This is a genomic window from Mycobacterium sp. (assembly GCF_046330795.1).
GTDB lineage: Bacteria > Actinomycetota > Actinomycetes > Mycobacteriales > Mycobacteriaceae > Mycobacterium.
In genome coordinates this window covers 271,006-293,490 of record NZ_JAXLSA010000003.1, presented here as the reverse complement: position 1 = coordinate 293,490, position 22,485 = coordinate 271,006, and the positions used below count along the sequence as shown (strand labels likewise).

Below are 22,485 nucleotides of genomic sequence, written 5' to 3'. Positions count from 1 at the left end.
CGGCAGCGTTGCGACTTACCGAGCGTCAAGTTTTGACTTACCGACCGTAAAGCTATCGCTTGCCGTGTGTCAAGCATCACATTGACCGATCGTAAAGTGATAGCTTGTCGACTGGCTAGGTGATTGCTTCACTTGTCATCAGGAGGTGAGGCATGTCGTCTGCGGAGAAGACCGATGCGGGCAATCCGATCGACACGCGACAGCGGCTGCTCAACGTCGGGATGACCCTGGTCAGCCAGCACGGCTTCGGCGGCACCTCGCTGCAGATGATCGCCGATGAGCTCGGCTTCACGAAAGCCGCGATCTACCACCACTTCCGCACCCGCGACCATCTCCTGATCGCGCTGATGGAGCCGATGCTGCACGACATTCGGCGGGTCGTGGAACTGGCGGAGAGCCAGCGCACGCCGCGTACCCAGGTGGACGCGATGGTGGCCGGTTTCGCGACGGTGGTCGCCAAAAACCGGTCGCTGGCGGCGGTGATGGTCTTCGACCCCGACGTCCACCGCATCCTGCAACTGCAGCCCGACTGGGGAGACCTGATCGTTCGGCAGCTGACATTGCTCACCCAGCTCGACGAGGGCGCCACCGCAATCATCAAGGCAACCGCGTTGATGACCGGCCTCGCGGGCGCCGCGACCGGCGCGCCCACCGACATCGACGAGCAGGCGCTCATCGCCGAGCTCACCGAGATCGGCCGCCGGACAATGGGATTGCGGCCGCCGCGCCGGCAGAGTGAAGCGCCCAGCGCCCCGCGGCCCGAGGCCGTCCTCGGACGATGGAAGGACTTCCTCGCCGAAACGTGATCAGGCCCCCCGAAAGGGGGCCTGATCAGCGCGGCAGATCGCGCATTCCTGTGCCAACGGATTTACCGTCCGCTCCTGATGAATCACGTGGTCCACGCCCTCCGCCCGATTCGTACCGAGAGGTCGGGAACAGCACGGAAGGGCGCCCATGTTCGGTGCTGATCACTGGGAGATCACCGCCACTTGCGATGCGTCGGACCTGGCCATTGCCGTTCAAGCCGTATCCGACGCTGCAATCCGTGCAGACGGTGACGAGAAAGACGCCGATCAGTTCGTGGCAGACACAGCAGCACTGGTGCCAGCTCGAGTAATCGGGAGCTGAGCGCTCACCCAGACGCGCCGGCCGGGTAGCACGCCACCGTAGAAGTGATGTAGATCACATAAATACCGTAGTATTGCGCAACAATTTTGCCGCTTTCCCATGACATGCCAAGTTCCTTTTCATGTGCCATCCGGCTCGCCAAGTGGTTCTGGACGCACCAGGAGCTGCAGGAACTCACGGTTTATGTAGAGACGGTCTCGCCCAACCTTTGCTGTTTGGAGCAGTCCGCTTTCGGCCAGTGCATTGAGCCAAGCGGACGCGGTTGGCCTTGAGACGTCGCACCTGTCCATCACGATAGCGATGCGACAGTACGGCTGTTCGAACAGAACGGACTGAAACTCGGAGTCAGCGCCCCTCTTGGACACCACTCGGGCACGTTGGGTGAAATCTGTCTGCAAGTCGCGGATAGCAGCAATCTTGCGCAGTGTGTACCTCGAAGTCAGCTCGATCCCTCGCAAGATGTAGAGAATCCACTCTTCCCATGCTCCGTCGGTGGTGACTGCCAGAAGCAGGCGGTAGTAGTCGTTTTTCGAATCGATGATGTACCTGGACAAGTACAGAACTGGCAACCTGAGCAGGCCGGCGTCGACGAGCATGAGGACGTTAGCGATGCGGCCCGTGCAACCATTTCCGTCCACGAACGGATGGATCGCCTCAAACTGGTAGTGGGCCGCCGCCATGCGTATCAACGTGTCAAGACCGTCATCCGCATGTATGAATCGCTCCCATTCAGCAAGCTTTGTCTCGATCAGCTCCTTGCCCTCGGGCGGACTGTAGATGATCTCACCAGTGGCAGGATTGGCGATCCGCGTACCCGGCAAGGCCCGAACACGCATGTCGCGAGCTTTGATCGTGCTACATACCGCCAGTGCTGTCGCTGTCGTGAGGCCTCGCTGGATCGTGAGGTCGAAGCCTGTGCGGAGCGCGGTTCGATACCTCAGTGTTTCTCGGGTTGCGGGGTCGGCTCCGGCCTCGTCAATCTGATGCCGAAATAGCTCATCAGTCGTCGTCACGATGTTCTCGATCTCGGAACTCGCCTGCGCTTCAAGGATCGGGATCGTGTTGATGAGCACGGTCGGGTTTGGTATTGACGCGACCGCCTGGTCGAGTTGAGCTAGCGCTGCATTTGCACCGATGGCAGCCTTCAACACCCTCCGAGTCTCGAGTTCGTCGACGCCAGGGGGCGGCGGCAGTTCGTTGTAGGGGATATCAGGTTGCCAGTTGGTCACCAGAGCAGAGTGCCCAGAAATCCGAGCAATATGGAAAGAAAATGACCAATTCTTTCCATATATCGCCGATACGTGAACTTCTTGCCCATGATCCGTCGTTCTAGACCTTCCGCAGCCCCGACCGGATGTTGGCCAGTTCCAACGGGTGACGAGTCGAATCCGTCGAGGCCTAGACGGTATGGGGAGGCTGGGGCCTCGCCACATGTGAACGTGGGTTGCCGTCAGGAGTGGGTCCTGGCCGGTAGAGCCACAGATGTGGATGGAGGCCCCAGTGATTGGTCATCGTACGAGTGTTGGTTTGGATGTGCATGCACGTTCGGTTGTCGGGTGTGCTCTTGATGGGGACACCGGCGAGGTGGTCGAACGTCGGTTGACCCCCGACTACCAGGACGTCCTGGAGTGGCTGCGGTCGTTGCCGGGTCGGGTGGCGGTGACCTATGAGGCCGGCCCGACCGGGTTCGGGTTGGCCCGGTTCCTGATCGCGGCCGGGATCGTGTGTCTGGTGGCTGCGCCCTCGAAGCTGCAGCGCCCCTCCGGGGATCGGGTCAAGACCGACGCCCGTGATGCCGCGCATCTGGCCCGGCTGCTGCATTTGGGGCAGATCGTGGATGTCACGGTCCCCAGCGCCGAGCAGGAAGCCGCCCGCGATCTGGTGCGGGCACGGGAGGATTGCCGCGGCGATTTGATGAGTTCTCGACATCGGGTATCCAAACTGCTTCTGCGGCAGGGGATCATCTACTCCGGCGGCCGGACCTGGACCGGCAAACATGAGACGTGGCCGCGGGGGCAGCGGTTCGATGCCGCGCCACTGCAGTTGGCTTATGACACCGCGGTGGACACCATGCTGGCCACTGTGGACCGCCGCAACCGCCTCGATGACGCGATCGCTGAACTGGCCGCCGACAGTGCCTACACGCCGGTGGTGACCCGGCTGGGCTGCCTGCGGGGAGTCTCGACGCTGACCGCGTTCGGGCTGGCTGCCGAGATCGGCGACTGGGAACGGCTGACCGGCCGCTCTATCGGCGCCTATCTGGGTCTTGTCCCGACCGAGTATTCCTCGGGTACCTCACGATCGCAGGGGCCGATCACCAAGACGGGCAACGGCCACGCTCGCCGGTTGCTGATCGAAGCGGCCTGGCATCACCGCCAGCCGTACCGTCCCGGGGTGGATCTGCGTCGACGCTGGGACGCCGCCAGTCCGGCCGCGCGGGCTCGGGGCCAGCAGGCCAACCGGCGTCTGCACACCCGCTGGTGCCGGTTCGATGCCCGCAAGAAGCGCCCCGTCGTCGCCAACACGGCGATCGCTCGGGAGCTGGCTGGCTGGTGCTGGTCATTGGCCGTCCTCGATACCTGAGTACCGGCCCATGATTGTCCGAACTGACCCCTGATGGCGGCAGCGCCTGGGAGCGACCCGCGAACGCCCTATGAGCAATCCTCTTGTCCTGCAACAGGATCACGCTCGACACTAGACACGCGATCCGCTCCAGCAGAACAGTCCGTCCTGCGGTAACCAACCCGCGAATATCAGACTTGACACCCGCGTCGACACAACATCGACACGCTCGCCGTCAGGCTCAGCTCGGTCAACGGAAACGGACGCCACGACGACGGCCATGGCGTCCGTTTCCCCCTGCCTCTTGACAAAATGACCTACATATCAGGGCGTCGACCACATGCCTATGGCGGATCTCCTTACCGGCGTGCATATCAACGGCCAATCAGCAGATCGCGGGCCAGCAGCGCAGGATCAGCGGCATCACCTAGCGGGTCGGGAGCAGTTCCTCAGCCGACGCCCTGAAAGCACTCAGGCCCCCTCGAAAGGGGGCCTGATCAGCGTGGCAGGTACAGGATTCGAACCTGTGTAGGCGTTAGCCGACGGATTTACAGTCCGCTCCCATTGGCCGCTCGGGCAACCTGCCTGGGTGCTGCGCGCCACGCCCGGACCGACCGTGTGGGATGGTTCGGGCTCCTCAGCGGGACTCGTACCTCGTCCCGCATCGTCACCCTCCCGGGTTTGGCGCGACTAGCAGGGTACAACGAGGATGTACCCAACACGAAAACGGCCACATGAGCAGAGGGGATGGCAATCCAATGGCGGATTCATCGTTCGACATCGTGAGCAAGGTCGACCGCCAAGAGGTCGACAACGCGCTCAACCAGGCGGCCAAGGAGCTCGCCACCCGCTTCGACTTCCGCGGCACCGACACCACGATCGCCTGGAAGGGCGAGGAGTCCATCGAACTGATCAGCTCCACCGAGGAGCGACTCAAGGCCGCCGTGGACGTCTTCAAGGAGAAGCTGGTCCGCCGCGACATCTCCATGAAGGCGTTCGACGCCGGCGAGCCCCAGGCCAGCGGCAAGACCTACCGGGTCAGCGGGAACCTCAAGCAGGGCATCGACACCGAGAACGCCAAGAAGATCAACAAGATCATCCGGGACGAGGGCCCCAAGGGCGTCAAGACCCAGGTCCAGGGCGACGAGATCCGGGTCAGCTCGAAGAAGCGTGACGACCTGCAGGCCATCATCGCCCTGCTGAAAGGCTCCGATCTGGACGTGGCGCTGCAGTTCGTGAACTATCGCTGAATCCGCGTCTCGCTCCTCCGCCGCCGCGTTCCGCGGCAGCATCGTCGACTCGACCAGTGACCGTTATCGTGGGTGACGAGCACCACACCCGCGAGCGAAGCGAGGCCGCCTGTGAGCACTGCGACGGACACCGTGGACGTCGACGTCGTCATCATCGGCGCGGGGATCTCGGGCCTGGGCGCCGCCCACCGGATCACCGAGGCGAATCCCGGGATCCGGTACGTGATCCTCGAACGCCGCGACCGGATCGGCGGCACCTGGGACCTGTTCCGGTATCCGGGTGTGCGCAGTGACAGCAGCGTCTTCACGTTGTGCTTCCCGTGGGAGCCGTGGACCCGCACGGAAGGTGTGGCCGACGGCGCGGACATCCGCGAGTACCTGGCCGACACCGCGCGCAAGTACGGGATCGACCGGCACATCCGGTTCGGCACCACCGTGCGCTGCGCCGACTGGGATTCGTCCACCGACACCTGGACGGTGGAGGCCGAACACGATGGCGCCGCGGTGCGGTACCGCGGCCGGTTCGTGTTCTTCGGCAGCGGCTACTACAACTACGAACAGGGCTACACGCCGGAGTTCCCGGGCCTGGAGAACTTCGCCGGCACCGTCGTCCATCCCCAGTTCTGGCCGGATGACCTCGATTACACCGGGAAGAAGGCCGTCGTCATCGGCAGTGGCGCGACGGCCATCACGCTGGTGCCCGGGATGGCCCGCCGCGCGGCCAAGGTGACCATGCTGCAACGCTCCCCCACCTACGTGGCCTCCGGCGGACGTGTCTCGCCCAGCACCGAGCTGGTGCGGAAAGTGCTGCCGCGCAAGGCCTCCCACGGTTTCGCCAAGTGGCGCAACGCGATCCAGGAGGGGCTGATCTGGTTCCTGGCCCGCCGGCGACCGAACCTGGTGCGGTCGATCATCCGACGCGACGCGGTCAAGAACCTGCCCGACGGCTATCCGGTGGACGTGCACTTCAAGCCGCGGTACAACCCGTGGGATCAGCGGCTGTGCCTGGACGCCGACGGTGACCTCTTCGCGGCCATCAGCTCCGGGCGCGTGGAGGTGGTGACCGACACCGTCGACCACGTCGACGCCACCGGGATCGCGCTGGCCTCCGGCGAGCACCTGGACGCCGACATCATCGTCACCGCGACCGGCCTGCAACTGCAGGCGCTCGGCGGGGTGCGGGTCAGCATGGACGGCGTCGAGATCACCCCGCAGGACCGCTTCGTCTACAAGGCGCACCTGCTCGAGGACGTGCCCAACCTGGCGTGGTGCGTGGGCTACACCAATGCATCCTGGACGCTGCGCGCCGACATGACCGCCCAGCAGGTGGGAAAGCTGTTGGCCTACATGCGTTCCCGCGGCTACACCCACGCCTACCCGCATCCGGTCGACGGCCCCATGCGGGAGAAGCCGGCCTGGGACATCGCCGCCGGTTACGTGCTGCGCGCGCCCCATGCCCTGCCCAAGTCCGGGGTGCGGCGGCCGTGGAACGTCCGGCAGAATTTCTTCGCCGACGCCATCGACCACCGGTTCGACCGGATCGACGAGGAAATGATCTTCGGCCGGGTCGCCGATCGCGCCCCCGCCGCGCTCAGTTCGCCAACTTCGCTGAATACGACGGTCGGCGGCAATACGCTCAGGGCATGACACCAGCGCTGCGCCAACCCAAGGTCGTCGTGCTCGGCGGTGGCTCGTGGGGCACCACCGTCGCGGCCATCAACGCCCGTCGGGGGCCGACCCTGCAATGGGTCCGCTCCCCCGAGACGGCCGAGGACATCAACACCAACCACCGCAACACCGAGTATCTGGGCAAGGACGTGGTGCTGCCCGAATCGCTGCGTGCCACCAACGACTTCTCGGAGGCGGCCAACTGCGCCGACGTCATCGTCATGGGGGTGCCCTCGCACGGGTTCCGCAGTGTCCTCGAAGAGCTGGCCAAGGAGCTGCGGCCGTGGGTGCCGGTGGTGTCCCTGGTCAAGGGCCTCGAGCAGGGGACCAATCAGCGGATGAGCGAGATCGTCGAGGAGGTGCTGCCCGGGCACCCGGCCGGCATCCTGGCCGGGCCCAACATCGCCAAGGAGGTGGCCGAGGGGTACGCCGCCGCGGCGGTGCTGGCCATGCCCGACCAGAGCCTGGCCGCGGATCTGGCCAAGCTGTTCCGCACCAAGCTCTTTCGCACCTACACCACCGACGACGTGGTGGGTGTCGAAATGGCGGGAGCGCTGAAGAACGTCTACGCGATCGCGGTCGGGATGGGTTACTCGCTGGGCATCGGGGAGAACACCCGGGCCATGGTGATGACCCGGGCGGTGCGGGAGATGTCCAAGCTGGGCGAGGCCATGGGCGGGCACCGCGACACGTTCGCCGGCCTGGCCGGGATGGGCGATCTGGTGGTCACCTGCACCAGCCAGCGCAGCCGCAACCGGCACGTCGGCGAGCAACTGGGGGCCGGGAAGTCCATCGACGAGATCATCGCCTCGATGAATCAGGTCGCCGAGGGCGTGAAAGCGTCCAGCGTGGTGATGGAGTTCGCCGACAAGTACGGCCTGAACATGCCGATCGCCCGGGAGGTGGACGCCGTCATCAACCACGGTTCCACCGTCGAGCAGGCCTACCGCGGACTGGCCGCCGACAAGCCCGGCCATGAGGTGCACGGCACCGGGTTCTGACCCACCGGCTCAGTTCATATACGGGTTGGTGCCCTTGGGCCGGTCCAGCATCGGGTTGACCCCGCCGAAGGTGTAGCTGCCGGTCGGCGCGATGACGAAGCCGGTCTGGTCGAAGCTGTTGCTGCAGATCGTGGAATCACCGATCACACCGCAGCTGACGGTGCTCGCCGACAGCCTGGACCCGGCGGCGAGCGGCTTCGCCGGCTTGTCGAATGCGTAGATCGGCCGGTCGGTGCTGGAGAAGCCGGGTTCGCCCGTCGCGCCGCCCGTCACGACATTGGCGCCGTTGGGCGCCCCCGGAAGTGCTCCGTTGCAGCCGTAGGTGCGTCCCGGGAGGTTCAGCAGACAGGTCACCCCGCCCGGGCCGGCGAAGGCCCAGACATTGGGCCCGACGGCGAAGTCCACCGGCGAAACCGGTGTCAGGGCATTGACGTTGGGTGGGGGCGGCGGCCCCGGCTCCGGATCCGGCGTCGGATCGGCCCAGGCCACGGCGCCCAGCAGCGTCTGGGTCGCGACGGCGATCCCCGCCGCCACGCCGATCAGGACTCCACGCAGCACGTTGCTCACACTAGAGCGTCGTCCCCGAAGGTGCAGATCGTTACCGGCCCAGCCCGCGACCCGCCATGTCCTCGAGCCGCTTGATGCGGTCCGGGATCGGCGGATGGGTGGAGAACAGCTTGCCCAGCTTCTCGCCGGCGCGGAACGGGCTCGCGATCATCAGGTGGGCCTGGTCGGCCAGCTGTGGCACCGGCGGCAGCGGCGCCTGCTCGACACCGCCGGAGATCTTGCGCAGCGCCGACGCCAGTGCCAGCGGATCCCCCGAGAGCTCGGCACCCGACTCGTCGGCCTGGTATTCGCGCGACCGCGAGACCGCCAGCCGCACCACCGACGCGGCGATCGGCCCGAGCAGCGACACCAGCAGCAGGGCCAGCGGGTTCGCGCCGCCGCGGCCGCGGCTGGACATGCTGGCGAACATCGCCATATTGGCCAGGCCGGTGATCACCGAGGCCATGGCGCCGGCCACACAGGAGATCAGGATGTCGCGGTTGTACACGTGCGACAGCTCATGACCCAGCACCGCGCGCAGCTCGCGCTCGTCAAGCAGATCGAGGATCCCGGTGGTGACGCATACCGCCGCGTTGCGCGGGTTGCGTCCGGTGGCGAAGGCGTTGGGGTTGGCGGTGTTGGAGATGTAGAGCCGCGGCATCGGCTGGTGCGCAGTGGTGGCGAGTTCCTTGACGATCCGGTAGATCTCCGGGGCCTGGACCTCGGTGATCGGCTGCGCCTGCATCGCCCGCAGTGCCAGCTTGTCGCTGTTGAAGTAGGAGTAGAAATTGGTGCCGACGGCCAGCAGCACGGAGATGTAGAGGTAGATCCGATTGCCGGTGGCGTTGGTGAACAGACCGCCGACGAACACGATCAACGCGGACATCCCCACCAGGAGGGCGAACGTCTTGAAGGTGTTGCGGGTCGGGTGCCAGGTCATCAGGGTCCTCCCGGGCATTCAGGGGCCAATTCGTGCGACCAGCTGATTAAACGTCAGACGGACCGGTTAGGTTCCGCGAACGCCGTCAGCCGTGCCGGTTCACCGTGTAGTCGACCAGCGATCCCATCGCGCGCCGGCCGGGGCAGTCCGGCAGCGCCGCGAGCTCGGCGCGGGCCTGCTCGGCGTAGCTGCGCACCATCGCCTTGGCCATCGGGATGCCATTGGACTCGCGCAACAGGTTCAGCGCCTCGGCCACCGACTCGTCGGTGATATCGGCGGCCAGCAGCTGACGCAGCCGGTCGGCGGCCGGCCCCGTCTCGCGCAACGCGTACAGGACCGGCAGCGTGTGCACGCCTTCGCGCAGGTCGGTGCCGGGCAGCTTGCCGGACTCCTCGGGCTCGCTCTCGATGTCGATGATGTCGTCGGAGATCTGGAAGGCCGTGCCCACCAGACCGCCCAGCCGCGACAACCGCTCCACCTGTTCGGGGTCCGCCCCGGAGAACGTGCCGCCGAACCGGCCGGACGCGGCGATCAGACAGGCGGTCTTCTCGTAGACGACCTTCAGGTAGTGCTCCACCTCGTCGACGCCGTCCGTGGCGCCCCGGGTCTCCCGCATCTGACCGGTGACCAGCTCGGCGAAGGTATCCGCGATGATCAGCACCGCGTCGGGACCCAGCCGCGACACCAGTCGCGACGCGGTGGCGAACAGGTAGTCGCCGGCCAGGATCGCGATGTTGTTGCTCCAGCGGGCGTTGGCACTCGGGGCGCCGCGGCGCACCTGGGCCTCATCCATCACGTCGTCGTGGTACAGCGTCGCCAGGTGAACCATCTCGATGACGGCGCCGGCCACGGTGACCTGCGCGGAATCCGGATCGGGGCCCAGCGACGCGCTCAGGACGGTGAACAGCGGCCGGAACCGCTTGCCGCCGGCGAGGAACAGATGGTGCACGGCCTCTGACATCAGCTCGTCGGCGCGGCCCAGTTCCTCCTTCATCAGCTCTTCGATGCGAATGACACCGGCGCGCACGCGCTGCGCGAAATCGGCATCGCCGAAGTCAACTCCCGCAACCACGCTCACCGGTGTTGGCATTGGTCCAACATACTGTGCGACATGCGCCCTCAGCAGACCAGCACAGTCGACCTCGCGGTCGTCGGCGCCGGACCGGCCGGTTCGGCGGCAGCCGCCTGGGCGGCCCGGCGCGGTCGGGATGTGCTCCTGATCGACAGCACCACGTTCCCGCGGGACAAGACCTGCGGTGACGGTCTGACACCGCGGGCGGTGGCCGAACTGCAACTGCTGGGACTGGGTCCGTGGCTCGACGAGCACATCCGGCACGATGGTCTGCGGATGAGCGGGTTCGGTGCCGACATCGAGGTCCGCTGGCCGGGTCCGTCCTTTCCCGCGGCCGGGTCGGCAGCGCCGCGCACCGAACTCGACGACCGGATCCGCCGGGTCGCCGAGGACGCCGGCGCCCGGATGTGTCTGGGATCCAAAGCGGTTGACACCGAACATGATTCGTCGGGACGGGTGACCGCCGTGGTGCTCGCCGACGGATCGGTGGTGCGGTGTCGGACCTTGATCGTCGCCGACGGCGCCCGCTCGACGCTGGGCCGCCGACTGGGCCGGCAGTGGCATCAGGAGACCGTGTACGGGGTGGCCGCCCGCGGGTATCTGGCCTCGCCGCGGGCGAGCGAACCGTGGATCTCCTCGGACCTGGAACTGCGGTCCGTCGACGGCGAGGTACTGCCGGGCTACGGCTGGATCTTCCCGCTGGGCAATGGCGAGGTGAACATCGGCGTCGGCGCGCTGGCCACCGCCAAGCGGCCCGCCGACGTCGCGCTCAAGCCCTTGATCAGGCACTACACCGACCTGAAACGCGACGCGTGGGGGTTCGAGGGCGCACCCCGCGCGGTGGCGTCGGCGCTGCTGCCGATGGGCGGCGCGGTGTCCGGAGTGGCGGGCCCGAATTGGATGCTGATCGGCGACGCCGCCGGTTGTGTCAACCCGCTCAACGGCGAGGGCATCGACTACGGGCTGGAGTCCGGCCGGCTGGCGGTCGAGTTGCTCGACCGCCGCGATCTGACGACCGTGTGGCCGACCGTCCTGCAGGATCACTACGGCCGATGTTTCTCGGTGGCACGCCGGCTCGCGCTGTTGCTGACGATCCCGCGGTTCCTGCCGATGGCGGGTCCGGTCGCGATGCGCTCCCCCCGGCTGATGAACATCGCCGTCCGGGTGATGGCCAACCTGGTGACCGACGACGACGCCGACTGGGTCGCGCGGGTGTGGCGCACGGCGGGGACGGGATCGCGAAAGCTGGACCGGCGCAAGCCGTTCAGCTGAGCGGTACCGCCGCGCGCTGACCCAGGACCGTGGCCTCCATCATGCGCCGCACGCAGGCACGCGATTCCTCGGTGTTGTCGTACTGGACGAGCCGGCCGATGTCGACCACCAGCGCCAGAGCGGCGTGCACCGCGAACCGGGCCTGCGTGACGCCCAGTTCCGGACGGGCAGCCACCAGCAGCCGGACCCAGGCCGCGACGGTGGACCGCTGGATGTTGCGCAGGATCGCCTGATCGGCCGTGGGCAGGTTGGCCCGTTCGGTGTAGTAGACGTAGGCCAGCGCCGGATCGTCGAACGATCGCGCCACGTACGCCGCGATCAGCCCGATGATCGCCTGCTCCGGATCCGGTTCTGCGGCAACGATTTCGGCGACATCGCCGGAGACCCGGTCGGCCGCGCGGTGGAAGGCCGCCGCCAGGATGTCGGCCTTGCCGCCGAAGTACCGGTAGATGCCCGAGGCGGGCATACCCACCACGGCGGCAATGTCCTCCATACCGGTCTCCCGGTAGCCGCGTTCGTTGAACAACGTCATGGACGCCCGCAGCAGCGCCTCGTATCGTCCCGCGTCGGGCAGGGGGTGGACGTCCTCCGCCGGCGCCGATGCCGTGACTCCGGCGGGCAGTTCGGCGGTCAGGATCGCAAATGCCAAGTCCCGCAACACCGAACGGATCTCGGAGGCGGACATTCGGGCCCGGTGGTCGGCGATGCTGCCGATGACCGACAGGGTGGCCGCGGACAGGGTCCAGCGGTCGCGGGAGGTCAGGCCCGGGCGGAGCTGCGTCAACGGTCGCTGCAGCCGGCGGTTGACGAGCTTGACCTGGGCCATCAGCGTGGCCTGGTCGTCGCCGTGCAGATACCGGCCCTCCCAGCGGTACAGACCACCGGATGTGCGGTTGGCCATCGCGGTGTCGATCAGCGCGTCCACGAGTTCGTCGAGCAGCGCAGCGGGGTCCGTATTGTCGGCATCGGCGCTATCGGCCAGCGCCGTGCAATCCACCAACTGCTGGCCCAGCGAGAGCACCGCATCGCGGAACAACTCGTACTTGCTCGACGAGTGCCGGTACAGCGCGGCCGCCGAGATGCCGACCGCGCGGGCGATGTCCTCCATGCTCACCGCGTGATAACCCATCGCGCTGAACGCGTTTGCCGACGCGCGGGCGATCTGCGCCTTGCGATCCTTCGGGCGACGCTTCACCGCACCCGCCGGCGAACGGTCATCCCGGGGCATATCCGACACCGTAACGCAACCGCCGGGTTCGGCGAGCGGTGTTGTTCCGCGAGCACGAGGCCCGGCGACAACTACCCCGCCGGGTTCGGCGAGCGGTGTTGTTCCGCGAGCACGAGGCCCGGCGACAACTACCCGGCCGGGTTCGGCGAGCGGTGTTGTTCCGCGAGCACGAGGCCCGGCGAACTGCGGCCCGCGTAATCGGCACGGGGCATCGGCGATCCCCGCCGGCCGACCGCGCGCCATCTGCTCCAAAATGAGAATCATTCATCACTGCTATGCCTTTGCGTGGTCTGGTCATCGACTCGTATCTGACTGAACAACAACATATTTCTCGAGTTTGCCGGGCACGGGACGGGTTGGCAATTCCGCGCCAACGATGAGAATGAGGATTAACTTAATGCTTGCGACGGAACGGCTCACTGTGACATGCTCCACACCGAGCCGGGGGCGACTGCAGCGTGGCACTGCCCCCGGCGCAGTCGACAGGAACGAAGACATGACGTACGAACTTCCGGCATCCCGAGGGCCGCTGCGCGATCTGATGGTCCAGGCCGGCTACATCCTGGGGTTCTCGGTCCAGGCCTTGGTCGGCACCGTCGTCGCGACGCTGACCCGGCGCCTGTCGCTCTACGAGGTCGTCACCCAGACGCTGTTCATCGGCCGGGTCTGCACCGGGCCGTCACTGCTGCTGATGATGCCCATCGGTGTGTTCATCGCGGTATCGGTGGGCGAGCTCGCGGGCCGCATCGGCGCCGGCGGCTATTCCGGCGCCGTCGTGGCGTTCATCATCGTCGGCCAGGCCGCCGCGCTCGTGTGCGCACTGATGATGGCCGGAGTCGCCGGCTCGGCGATCTGTACGGACCTGGGATCGCGCAAGATTCGCGAAGAGGTCGACGCCATGGAGGTGATGGGACTCGATCTGGTCGAACGCCTGGTGGCACCGCGTCTGGTGGCCGCCGTGGTCGTGTCGGTCGCGTTGTGCGCCATGGTCACCTTCGGCGGGGTCCTGGCCTGCTACCTGTACCACATCTCCGTGCAGCATCTGCCGGCCGGAACCTTCCTGGCCACCTTCAGTCAGTACGGCCGGGTTTCCGACTTCGTCATGGCACTGGTCAAGGCCGCCTTGTTCGGCCTGACCGCCACGCTGGTCGCCACCTTCAAGGGGCTGCACACCAAGGGCGGCCCACGCGGAGTCGCCGATTCGGTGAACGAAGCCGTGGTCCTGGCCTTTGCGCTGGTGTTCGTCCTCAACACGATCCTGTCGGCGCTCTACACGGTGGTGGTGCCCGCGGTGGGGAACTACCGATGACCGCCCTGGCCGCACGACCCAGCGCCCCGGCGCGCTTCCACCGGCTGGCCCGGCCGGCCATGACCGCCTACGACGGGCTGGCGACCGTGGGCCAGCACGTCAGCTTCTACGTCAAGGTGTTCGCCTCACTGCCGCACGCGCTGGTGCGCTACCGCCGACACACCGTCGGCCAGATCGGCGAGGTCACCTTCGGCACCAGCTCCCTGCTGTCCGGCGGCGGCACCATCGGGATCGTGTTCGCGATGTCACTGGCCGCGGCGATGATGCTCGGCGTCGAAACCCAGCGCGGGCTGGACCTGGTCGGCATGAACACCATGTCCGGCATGCTGGCGGCCATCGCCAACACCCGCGAGCTGGCGCCCGTCGTGGTGGCAATTGCGTTGGCCGCCAAGGTCGGAACGGGATTCACCGCCCAGATCGGCGCCATGCGCATCTCCGACGAGATCGACGCGCTGGACACGATGGGCATCCAGTCGGTGCCCTTCCTGGTCGGCACCCGGGTACTGGCGGCGCTGGTCTGCGTCGTCCCGATCTACATGATCGGGCTATTGGCCAGCTATCTGTCCACCCGCACCGTCGTGGTGTTCTTCAACGGCGCGTCGGCGGGCACCTATGACTTCTTCTTCCACCTCGCCCTCGGCCCGCGCGACCTGGCCTACTCGATGCTCAAGGCGGTGGTGTTCGCCGTCGTCGTCGCGCTGGTGCACTGTACCTACGGGTACTTCGCATCCGGCGGTCCGGCGGGCGTGGGGCAGGCGGCGGGCCGGGCGCTGCGAACCGCGATCCTGGCCGTGGGCGTCCTCGACGTCCTGCTGACCTTCGCGCTGTGGGGCCTGGTTCCCGAGATCCCCGGGATGGGTGTGTGATGGCGCGCCGCAGGCCGTTGCCTCCGGCCCGGCCGATATTGGCGCTACGGGGACTGGTCGCGGTCGGGGCAGCCGGCGTGGTCGCCGCGGGGCTCGTCGGCCGCGCCTCGGGCAACCTCGATCCGGTGGCCGACGTCTTCGTCGGTATCCCGGCGTCGGCCGGTCTGATCACCACCTCGGCGCCGGTGCGCTACCACGGGGTCAACATCGGCCGGATCGCCGATATCGAGTCGGGCACCAGAACGTCGATGGTGCGACTGGCCATCGACAAGCAGGACCTGGCCCTGATTCCGGAATCCGTTGTGGCACGGGTTGTTCCGCGCACCTTCTTCGGTGACGTCTACCTGCAGCTCAACGACGGGCAGGCCGGCCGCGACACCCGGGCGCTGGCACCGGGGGCCAAGATCTCGATCGACCAGAGCGCCGACGCCATGGCGCTCTACGACGTGTTCACCAAGGTCGTCGCCATCTTCTCGCAGATCAAGCCGGAGAAGATGCAGACCGCGCTGACGGCGCTGAGCCAGGCCCTGCTTGATCGTGGCCAGGACATCGGCGCCACCATCGACAACCTCAGCGACGTCGCGGACACGCTGACCCCGTCGGCGGCCGCGTTCCTGGATTCCACCCCGCAGTTCCGCGACGTGATGACCGCGTTGCACTCCGCGACCCCCGACATCATCAGCACCCTGTCGGCGGCCACCTCGGTGTCCGACCACATGCTCGCCGATCGCGCGGGGCTGTCCGGGATGCTCGACGAACTCGCCGCACTGGGCTCCGTCTTCACCGGGTTCTTCGCCGACCACCGCGAGCAGATGATCACCGTCGTCGACGCCGCGGGCAAGATCCTGGCCACCACCGCCACCAATCCCCAGGGCCTGGTCGACACCCTGTCCGGCGCGAAAGCGTTCGGCGACGCGGGATCCCGCAGTTTCTCCACCGGCAAGTTCAACATCACCGCGGTGGCGACGTTCGCCGGCCCGATGCCCTACAGCGCGGCCGACTGCCCGGTGTACGGCAGGACCTATGGCGCGCACTGCGCGGATTCCGATCCGACGCATCCGCTGCCCGCCTTCCCGCTGGACGTTCCCGTGCCCGCCGGGGTCGATCCGCTGGCGCCGCCGATCTTCGCGCCGTTCCCCGACGGTCAGCCGCGCGGCGCTGGTCCGGCCCCGGCCGACCCGGTGCCCGCGGGACCGACGGATCCGCAGTTCCCGGCCGAGGCCCACGGCGCCTCGGCGATCGTCGGTGGCGCCGACGAGGGCCACGCACTGGCCCTGCTGCAGAACGAGATCCTGCGTGGCGGGCCCGGCCCGCAGGACGCCGACCGCCCGGCCATCGCCACGGTCATGATGCTCGGACCGCTGGTGCGGGGCGCGCAGGTGCACGTCTCATGAAGCTCACCTGGCACGCCTGGGCCAAGGCCGGGATGTTCTGTGCCGTCGGCGTGATGTGCGCGCTGTTCGTGGTCAACACGCTGTCGGTCCCCGTCCGCGGCGCGACCACCGGTTACCTCGCGCAGTTCAGCAGCGTCGAGGGCCTCAACGTGGGCAACCCGGTGCTGATGGACGGCGTGCGCATCGGTCGCGTCTCGTCGATCCGCTTCGCCGACAACGGGAATGGCACCGCACGCGCCGACGTCGGCCTACAACTCACGTCGCGGCTGACCCTGTCCGCGGATGTCACCGCCGCGGTGCGCTACGGCGACATGCTCGGGGCGCGCTACGTCGCCCTGTCCGATCCGAGCGGGGGGATCATCACCGTGTCCACCGGCGACAAACCGAAGCGCCTGGCCTCCGGTGCGGTCATCCCGTTGGCCCGGACCGCCCCGGCGGTGGACCTGACCGCACTGTTCAACGGTTTCAAGCCGCTGTTCGACGCACTCGAGCCGGCCCAGGTGAACACCCTGACCCGCGGGTTCGTCGAAACGTTCAGTGGCCAAACCCAAACGGTGACAACACTATTGGCACAGATTGCGACGATGACCACCGCTATGGACCACAACCAGGGCATCTTCAACACCCTGGTGGACAACCTGTCGAAGATGATGCGTTCGGTCGACACCCGCCAGCCGCAACTGGACGAGATGCTGGCCGGCCTGCAGCGCCTGGCCGCCACCGTCAACGGTCCGGACGGGCAGCTGGACCTGCTCCTCGACCAGGGCAACGCCGCACTGGCGACGCTGGCGGCCACCGTCAGCCAGTCCGGCACGTCCTACGGCGACGCGATCACCGACCTGAAGTCGATGCTCGGCACCTGGCAGGGTGACAACGCCGAATTCCAGGCGCTGATCGACAAATTGCCCCCCTTCGCCGACGCCATCAACCGATCCACCAGCTACGGCGGATTCGTCAGCCTCTACCTGTGCAACTTCACCCTCAAGATCGCCAAGCACGAGGCCAACATCTTCGGCCACCGTCATTCGGAGGTGTGCCTGTGATGTTGATGCTCGTGGTCCGGTTCATCGACCGCATCGTTGGCGCGATCGTCACGCTCAGTTCACCCGCCGAAGAACGTGGTGCTGGCTCCCCTCTCGTCGTGATGCTGGTGCTGACCGGCGCCCTGTTCGCGGTGTGCGGGATGATTCTGCTGCTGGCCTGGGGGGCGATCCCGCGATGATCCTCATGTGGCTGGTGAAAGCGATCGACGTCGCCGTGAGTGCGGTGATGTTCCTGTTCTCCAAACAGCGCCGGCACAACCCGTCGGCGCCGATGGCGCTGGGCGTCGTCGGGTCGATCGCCCTGATCGCCGTTCTGCTGATCGCCGTCGGGGCACCGCGGGTCGCCTACCAGGCCCGCACCGGGGCGTACGTCGCCGAGATGGCCAATGCCAGCGGACTGACCCCGGGCGACCCGGTCTATGTGGCCGGCGTTCCGGCGGGCCAGATCGGAACCATCGACCTGGCCGGCGACCACGTCCGGATCGGCTTCCGGCTGGACAACGCCCAGCAGCTGGGTAACCGGACCACCGCCACGGTGCGGCTGCGCACGCTGCTGGGCAAGCGGTTCCTCGACGTCATGCCCGCCGGCGTTCCCGACTCCGGCACCGTTATCCCGTTGGCGCGCACCACCGTGCCCTACAGCCTGGACGAAGTGGGCCGCAAGGCCGAGAACGCCGCCGCGGGCGTCGACCAGCAGGCGCTGACCGCGGCCATGCGTACCGTCAATGAGGCCATTCCCGACGACAACACCGATCTGCGGACCGCGCTGGCCGGAATCAGCAGTGCCACGGGCGTATTCGCGCAGAACGGCGGAAAGATCGACGAGCTGCTGCGGATCTCCCGGTCGCTGACCGACATGCTGGTGCGCCAGAACGACACCTTGGCGGCCACCGCCGGCAATGCCGCCCACATCGTCTCCGCCCTGGCGGCCCGGCGGGCCGAACTCGGGCAGATCGTCACCAACCTGACCGCCGTGCTGCACCAGCTGGCCTCGGTCTACAGCGCCAAGGGCCAGGATTTCTCCGACGTCGTCACCCAACTGGGCGCGGTCACCGCCACCCTGAAGGCCAACGTCGACCGCATCGACCAGACCCTGACCAAGCTGCCGCCGGCGATCCGCGCGGTCACCAACGCCACGGGCAACGGCAACTGGGCCGACGTCAACTCGCCCAGCCTGGTCATGCCGGACAACCTGCTGTGCGTCCTGAACATTCAGCGGGAGTGCCGATGAGGGCCGGCAGCCGGGTTCGGCGCGCCGTGGTGATCTCGGCGGTCATGTTGCTGTTCATCGGCGCAACCGCGTGGTACGTGTTCGGCCGGACCGACCGGGCCACCACGTTCGCCGCCGACTTCAACTACGTCAACGGCATCTACCGCGGCAGCAAGGTCAGCATTCTCGGGGTGCCGGTGGGCCGCGTCACCGCCGTCGAAGCGCGGGGCACCACCGTGCGCATCAGCATGTCGGTCCCCGAAGGGATCCGGTTGCCCGTCGACGTCCAGGCCTACGTCATGAGCCCGGCGCTGATCAGCGACCGCAGTGTCGACCTGGGTCCGGCCTACTCCGGCGCCGGCCCGACACTGACCGGCGGACAGGTCATTCCGGCCGATCGGACCCACGCACCCATCACCTTCGACACCATGCTGGGCAGCCTCAACGCGCTCACCTCGTCGCTCGGTTCCGAACAGGGCGACCTGTCGGCGCTGCTGCGGCGCGGGGCCGACCAGTGGCGGGGCCAGGGTGCCCAGTTCAACGCCGCTGTGCGGAGTCTCAGCTCGGCCACCGGCGTGCTGGGCGCCCGGGCCGACGACATCGACGCCATCGTGGACAACCTGACGAAGATGATGGCGGCGTTCAACGAGCGCCAGGTGTCACTGACCCAGCTGGTCGACGACCTGGGCGCCCTCGGCGATTCCTGGGCCGATCAGAACCTGGACATCACCAGCTCCGTCAACGACCTGAAAACCGTTCTGGACCAGGTCAACTCGGTGGTTACCCAACACGGCGACAACCTCGGCGCCATCGCCGAGAACCTGAACGCCGTCGGCGACGTCCTGACCAGGCATCAACCGGACCTGGCCGAATTCATGGACCTGGTCCCGCTGATGATGCAGAACCTGGGCGCCACCATCGGCCCGGACCGCCGTGGCCGGATCAGGCTGAATGTGTCGTCCGCGCTGACGCAGTTCGCGGCGGCGGAGAACTTCTGTGAACGCACCGGCTGGCCGATCTGCTCCGGGATCGGCATCGTCAACCCCGTCTCGTACCCGCTGAGCCGTTCCGATCCGCTCGGTATCGTCAGCGCCGTCACCGGTGTCCTTCCCCCGCCGAATCCACACCACCCCAGGTGATCACGATGAAACTCCTTCCCTCTCGGACCGCGGCGGCGGTGCTCGGCGTGGTGGCCGCGACCGCGACCGGACTGTGGGCCGCATCCGACCTCGGTCTGCAGGATCTGCCGGTGGGCCGGTCCGCGCAGGGCCGGACCATGGCGGTCACCGTCATCCTGCCCACCGCCGAGGGCATCACCATCGGGGCCGATGTCCGGACCGGCCAGAAGGTGGTCGGGCGGGTCAGCGGGATGAAGCTCGCCTCCTACGGCGCCTCGATCAGGCTGTCGGTCCGCCAGGACAGCATGTTGCCCGCCGACACCAGAGCCAGCGTGGAACTGCCTTCGGCACTGGGTAATCCGTTCGTCCGGCTCTCCGCGCCCAACGAACCCGACGGCGCGGACCCGCGGGTGTTGCGCGACGGCGACGTCATCCCCCCGGACCGCACCGAACTCGGACCGCAGATCGAATCGGCCCTGGCGACCTTCGGCGCGCTGATGTCGCGCAGCGGCGTCGACCAACTGGCTACCATCGTGACCGAACTGGACAAGGCATTCGGCGGGCGCAGCGGGAAGATCCGCGGTCTGGTCGACGCGGTGTCGCTGCTCACCGGCAAGGCCCGGGATCACCAGAGCGAATTCGACGAGGCGCTGGCACAGGCCTCCGACATCAGCACACAGCTGGCCCGCGCACAGCACACCGTCGACGGATACCTCGACGCCCTGCCCCGGTTGGTCGCGATGCTCGACATCCAGCGGGCCAAGCTGCAGACCCTGCTGGCCTCCACCACCGCGCTCGCCGCGACCGCCAATTCCGTCTTCTCCGAGGCTGATTCGGCTGCCAACCCGGCCCAGCTGGTCCGGGACGCCGGCACGGTGATCCGGACCCTGGGCACCTACAACGACCGGTTGAAGGACACGTTGTCCACCATGTCCACCTTCCTGGGCCGTATCGACACCTCGATCCACGGCGACTACATGGTGTTCAACGGTGCGCTGGACATCCCCGGCACCCTCGACAAACTGGTCACCGGCGGCCTGCTGGTCAACGGCACCCCGATCAACGGCCAGGACGCACTCGACGGATTCCTCTCCGGAGGCCTGCGGTGAAGCGCCTCGTCGTCGTCCAGGTCCTGATGTTCCTGGTGATCGCCGCCGTGGTGATCCCGTTCGGGGTCCGGTTCGTCGCCGGTCCGGCGGGCCTGTCCACGCCGATGACGTTGCGCGCCAGCATGACCGACGCGTTCGGCCTCAACAAGGGCACCAGCGTGACGGTCCGCGGAGTGGAGGTCGGCGCCGTCGACACGGTTCGGCTGTCCCCCGACGGGCACGCCGTGATCACCCTGGCGATCCACCCCGGCACCCGCATCCCGCGCGACTCGATCATGACGGTCGGCATGGGCACCGCCGCCGGTATCCAGAGCGTCGACATCCTGCCCCAGTCCGACGGCGCGCCCTTCCTGGAATCCGGCGACGCCCTCGCAGCGCCGGCCGACCGCCAGCCCGTCCAGATGGACCGCGTCATGCTCGACGCCGCAAACCTGGTGCGCGGCATCGACTCCCGCGCGGTCGGCGAAGTCTCCGACGAACTGTCGGCGTCCTTCTCGGGCCTGGGACCCAGCCTGGCCACCCTGATCGACAACGGCTCCACCATCTCCCGCCGGATGCACGAGCGGCTCGGCCAACTGCAACCGTTGATCGACGGCACCACCGCGTTGGTCACCACGATGGCCGCGCAGCGCGACAGCTTCCAGCGCGGCATGAACGCCTCTGCCCGGTTCACCGAGCAACTCGACGCTTCCGCGCCGGTCTTCCTCTATCTGACCGACCACTCGCCGGCCACCCTGGCCTCGGTTCGCCGGGTGATGGACACCTACCGGGACACCTTCGGCGCGACCCTGGCCAACCTGGCGACGGTGGCCCCGATCATCGGCGACCGCACCGATTCACTGGACACCGGGCTGACCGCGATTCCCTACGGGCTCAACGCATTGGCCTCGATCGTCAAGAACGACCGGGCGGACTTCTCACTGGTCGCCACCCAGGGCCCGGTGTGCACCCACGACATCGACCGGCGGGCGATCGGCGACCTCACCCCGGTCGAGCCGAACCTGGTGCGGTACTGCCCGCCCGCGCCGGACATGCAGATGCGGGGCGCGGTCAACGCACCCCGGCCCAACGACCTGGGGATGCAGAACTCGAAGGACCCCGGCGGGGTCGTCGGTCCCCCGGTGGTCGCCGACCCGGTCAAGATCCCCACCCTGGCCGAAGTGATCTACAAGTGGCGAATGATCCTGAAAGGCAAAGATGTCCCTCGATGAACTGCTGACCCTGATCGAAACCGGCGAGGCGACCGAGGAGCCCGTCGCCGATCCTGCGGACCAGCCCGCGCCACACCGCGGCCGGCTGCGGCGGATCGTGACCGCCGCCCTGACGGCCGGCCTGCTGGCCATCGGCGTGGCCCTCGGGTACACGCTCTACCAGCAGAGCGAACTGCACCGCCTGCACGCGCAGGCGGTGGACACCACTCGCGACTACCTGGTCGCGATGGCGTCGTTCGACTACCGGAACCTGGAGGCCAACAAGGCCGACATCACCAAGGCGTCCACCCCGGAGTTCGCCAAGAAGTACGACGAGATGGTGGGCGCCCTGCGTGACATCGTCGTGACCGGCAAGGGAGTGGCGACCGCGACGGCCGACCACATCGCGGTGCAGCAGCTCGACGAGCACTCCGCGACCGTCATCGGCTACGTCGACCAGCAGGTCACCAATGTCACTGTCCCCAAGGGCAATCAACAGCGCTACCGAATGGTCGTGACGCTGGTTCGCACCGGCGACGACTGGTCGGTGGACAACGTCGAAACAGTCTGACCCGACAC

Annotated in this window: 21 protein-coding genes and 1 tRNA gene; 16 read left to right on the top strand and 6 right to left on the bottom strand. The window is 67.3% G+C overall.

The window, feature by feature from the left end; all coding sequences use genetic code 11:
• The first annotated feature begins 152 nt into the window (after positions 1–152).
• Positions 153–806, top strand: a complete 654-nt coding sequence (locus U0R18_RS12830; protein WP_526368854.1) for a TetR/AcrR family transcriptional regulator — start codon at positions 153–155, stop codon at positions 804–806.
• Between the two features lie 441 nt (positions 807–1,247).
• On the opposite strand, the gene U0R18_RS12825 is transcribed toward U0R18_RS12830, so the two are convergent.
• Positions 1,248–2,357 carry a Fic family protein gene (locus tag U0R18_RS12825; protein ID WP_526368852.1) on the bottom strand — a complete coding sequence of 370 codons (1,110 nt, stop codon included), beginning with the start codon at positions 2,355–2,357 and terminating at the stop codon, positions 1,248–1,250.
• A gap of 271 nt (positions 2,358–2,628) precedes the next feature.
• Here U0R18_RS12825 and U0R18_RS12820 point away from each other — a divergent pair, with 271 nt between their 5' ends.
• Positions 2,629–3,711: an IS110 family RNA-guided transposase gene (locus tag U0R18_RS12820; protein WP_526368850.1), complete on the top strand. Its 1,083-nt coding sequence runs from the start codon at positions 2,629–2,631 to the stop codon at positions 3,709–3,711.
• Positions 3,712–4,193: 482 nt separating this feature from the next.
• Here U0R18_RS12820 and U0R18_RS12815 read toward each other — a convergent pair.
• Positions 4,194–4,276 (bottom strand) — tRNA-Tyr (locus tag U0R18_RS12815).
• A gap of 172 nt (positions 4,277–4,448) precedes the next feature.
• Here U0R18_RS12815 and U0R18_RS12810 point away from each other — a divergent pair.
• From U0R18_RS12810 to U0R18_RS12800, 3 genes are all read left to right on the top strand, one after another.
• A complete protein-coding gene (locus U0R18_RS12810) occupies positions 4,449–4,940 on the top strand; it encodes a YajQ family cyclic di-GMP-binding protein (RefSeq protein WP_526368848.1) in 492 nt (163 codons plus the stop codon).
• Positions 4,941–5,051: 111 nt separating this feature from the next.
• The gene (locus U0R18_RS12805) at positions 5,052–6,587 is read left to right on the top strand and encodes a flavin-containing monooxygenase (protein WP_526368846.1); all 1,536 of its coding nucleotides are present in this window, start codon (positions 5,052–5,054) and stop codon (positions 6,585–6,587) included.
• A complete protein-coding gene (locus U0R18_RS12800) occupies positions 6,584–7,609 on the top strand; it encodes an NAD(P)H-dependent glycerol-3-phosphate dehydrogenase (RefSeq protein ID WP_526368844.1) in 1,026 nt (341 codons plus the stop codon). The genes U0R18_RS12805 and U0R18_RS12800 overlap by 4 nt, the downstream gene beginning before the upstream one ends.
• A gap of 9 nt (positions 7,610–7,618) precedes the next feature.
• On the opposite strand, the gene U0R18_RS12795 is transcribed toward U0R18_RS12800, so the two are convergent.
• The 3 genes from U0R18_RS12795 to grcC1 form a co-directional block, all read right to left on the bottom strand.
• Positions 7,619–8,167 (bottom strand): hypothetical protein, encoded by a 549-nt coding sequence (locus tag U0R18_RS12795; RefSeq protein ID WP_526368842.1) that lies wholly within the window; start codon positions 8,165–8,167, stop codon positions 7,619–7,621.
• Positions 8,168–8,207: 40 nt separating this feature from the next.
• Positions 8,208–9,095 carry a zinc metalloprotease HtpX gene (gene htpX / locus U0R18_RS12790; RefSeq protein WP_526368840.1) on the bottom strand — a complete coding sequence of 296 codons (888 nt, stop codon included), beginning with the start codon at positions 9,093–9,095 and terminating at the stop codon, positions 8,208–8,210.
• Positions 9,096–9,180: 85 nt separating this feature from the next.
• Positions 9,181–10,185, bottom strand: a complete 1,005-nt coding sequence (grcC1, locus tag U0R18_RS12785; RefSeq protein WP_526368838.1) for a nonaprenyl/(2E,6E)-farnesyl/geranylgeranyl diphosphat synthase — start codon at positions 10,183–10,185, stop codon at positions 9,181–9,183.
• 21 nt (positions 10,186–10,206) lie between these two features.
• Between grcC1 and menJ the strand changes: the two genes are divergently transcribed.
• The gene (menJ, locus tag U0R18_RS12780; protein ID WP_526368836.1) at positions 10,207–11,439 is read left to right on the top strand and encodes a menaquinone reductase MenJ; all 1,233 of its coding nucleotides are present in this window, start codon (positions 10,207–10,209) and stop codon (positions 11,437–11,439) included.
• Here menJ and U0R18_RS12775 read toward each other — a convergent pair.
• A complete protein-coding gene (locus U0R18_RS12775; RefSeq protein ID WP_526368834.1) occupies positions 11,432–12,667 on the bottom strand; it encodes a TetR/AcrR family transcriptional regulator in 1,236 nt (411 codons plus the stop codon). The genes menJ and U0R18_RS12775 overlap by 8 nt on opposite strands.
• A 496-nt stretch (positions 12,668–13,163) precedes the next feature.
• Here U0R18_RS12775 and U0R18_RS12770 point away from each other — a divergent pair, with 496 nt between their 5' ends.
• From U0R18_RS12770 to U0R18_RS12725, 10 genes are read left to right on the top strand one after another with little or no spacing between them, the layout of a single operon-like run.
• Positions 13,164–13,976 (top strand): MlaE family ABC transporter permease, encoded by an 813-nt coding sequence (locus U0R18_RS12770; protein WP_526368832.1) that lies wholly within the window; start codon positions 13,164–13,166, stop codon positions 13,974–13,976.
• Entirely contained in the window at positions 13,973–14,842 is an 870-nt protein-coding gene (locus U0R18_RS12765; RefSeq protein WP_526368830.1) for an MlaE family ABC transporter permease, read from the top strand. Before U0R18_RS12770 ends, U0R18_RS12765 begins: the two co-directional genes overlap by 4 nt.
• Positions 14,842–16,236, top strand: coding sequence for an MCE family protein (locus U0R18_RS12760; RefSeq protein ID WP_526368828.1), 1,395 nt, complete (start codon positions 14,842–14,844; stop codon positions 16,234–16,236). Before U0R18_RS12765 ends, U0R18_RS12760 begins: the two co-directional genes overlap by 1 nt.
• Positions 16,233–17,279 (top strand): MCE family protein, encoded by a 1,047-nt coding sequence (locus tag U0R18_RS12755; RefSeq protein WP_526368826.1) that lies wholly within the window; start codon positions 16,233–16,235, stop codon positions 17,277–17,279. The genes U0R18_RS12760 and U0R18_RS12755 overlap by 4 nt, the downstream gene beginning before the upstream one ends.
• The gene (locus U0R18_RS12750; RefSeq protein ID WP_526368824.1) at positions 17,279–17,458 is read left to right on the top strand and encodes a hypothetical protein; all 180 of its coding nucleotides are present in this window, start codon (positions 17,279–17,281) and stop codon (positions 17,456–17,458) included. The genes U0R18_RS12755 and U0R18_RS12750 overlap by 1 nt, the downstream gene beginning before the upstream one ends.
• Positions 17,455–18,510, top strand: coding sequence for an MCE family protein (locus tag U0R18_RS12745; RefSeq protein ID WP_526368822.1), 1,056 nt, complete (start codon positions 17,455–17,457; stop codon positions 18,508–18,510). The genes U0R18_RS12750 and U0R18_RS12745 overlap by 4 nt, the downstream gene beginning before the upstream one ends.
• Positions 18,507–19,628 (top strand): MCE family protein, encoded by a 1,122-nt coding sequence (locus U0R18_RS12740; RefSeq protein WP_526368820.1) that lies wholly within the window; start codon positions 18,507–18,509, stop codon positions 19,626–19,628. Before U0R18_RS12745 ends, U0R18_RS12740 begins: the two co-directional genes overlap by 4 nt.
• A 5-nt stretch (positions 19,629–19,633) precedes the next feature.
• A complete protein-coding gene (locus tag U0R18_RS12735) occupies positions 19,634–20,716 on the top strand; it encodes an MlaD family protein (protein WP_526368817.1) in 1,083 nt (360 codons plus the stop codon).
• A complete protein-coding gene (locus tag U0R18_RS12730; RefSeq protein WP_526368815.1) occupies positions 20,713–21,927 on the top strand; it encodes an MCE family protein in 1,215 nt (404 codons plus the stop codon). Before U0R18_RS12735 ends, U0R18_RS12730 begins: the two co-directional genes overlap by 4 nt.
• Entirely contained in the window at positions 21,914–22,477 is a 564-nt protein-coding gene (locus U0R18_RS12725; RefSeq protein ID WP_526368813.1) for an Rv1363c family protein, read from the top strand. Before U0R18_RS12730 ends, U0R18_RS12725 begins: the two co-directional genes overlap by 14 nt.
• Positions 22,478–22,485 lie beyond the last annotated feature (8 nt).

Coding starts and splice junctions, on each gene's coding strand:
- U0R18_RS12765 (WP_526368830.1), top strand. CDS start 13,973: ATGACCGCCCTGGCCGCACGACCCAGCGCCCCGGCGCGCTTCCACCGG.
- U0R18_RS12755 (WP_526368826.1), top strand. CDS start 16,233: ATGAAGCTCACCTGGCACGCCTGGGCCAAGGCCGGGATGTTCTGTGCC.
- menJ (WP_526368836.1), top strand. CDS start 10,207: ATGCGCCCTCAGCAGACCAGCACAGTCGACCTCGCGGTCGTCGGCGCC.
- U0R18_RS12810 (WP_526368848.1), top strand. CDS start 4,449: ATGGCGGATTCATCGTTCGACATCGTGAGCAAGGTCGACCGCCAAGAG.
- U0R18_RS12760 (WP_526368828.1), top strand. CDS start 14,842: ATGGCGCGCCGCAGGCCGTTGCCTCCGGCCCGGCCGATATTGGCGCTA.
- U0R18_RS12750 (WP_526368824.1), top strand. CDS start 17,279: ATGTTGATGCTCGTGGTCCGGTTCATCGACCGCATCGTTGGCGCGATC.
- grcC1 (WP_526368838.1), bottom strand. CDS start 10,185: ATGCCAACACCGGTGAGCGTGGTTGCGGGAGTTGACTTCGGCGATGCC.
- U0R18_RS12775 (WP_526368834.1), bottom strand. CDS start 12,667: ATGCCCCGGGATGACCGTTCGCCGGCGGGTGCGGTGAAGCGTCGCCCG.
- U0R18_RS12830 (WP_526368854.1), top strand. CDS start 153: ATGTCGTCTGCGGAGAAGACCGATGCGGGCAATCCGATCGACACGCGA.
- U0R18_RS12770 (WP_526368832.1), top strand. CDS start 13,164: ATGACGTACGAACTTCCGGCATCCCGAGGGCCGCTGCGCGATCTGATG.
- U0R18_RS12725 (WP_526368813.1), top strand. CDS start 21,914: ATGTCCCTCGATGAACTGCTGACCCTGATCGAAACCGGCGAGGCGACC.
- U0R18_RS12745 (WP_526368822.1), top strand. CDS start 17,455: ATGATCCTCATGTGGCTGGTGAAAGCGATCGACGTCGCCGTGAGTGCG.
- htpX (WP_526368840.1), bottom strand. CDS start 9,095: ATGACCTGGCACCCGACCCGCAACACCTTCAAGACGTTCGCCCTCCTG.
- U0R18_RS12740 (WP_526368820.1), top strand. CDS start 18,507: ATGAGGGCCGGCAGCCGGGTTCGGCGCGCCGTGGTGATCTCGGCGGTC.
- U0R18_RS12735 (WP_526368817.1), top strand. CDS start 19,634: ATGAAACTCCTTCCCTCTCGGACCGCGGCGGCGGTGCTCGGCGTGGTG.
- U0R18_RS12800 (WP_526368844.1), top strand. CDS start 6,584: ATGACACCAGCGCTGCGCCAACCCAAGGTCGTCGTGCTCGGCGGTGGC.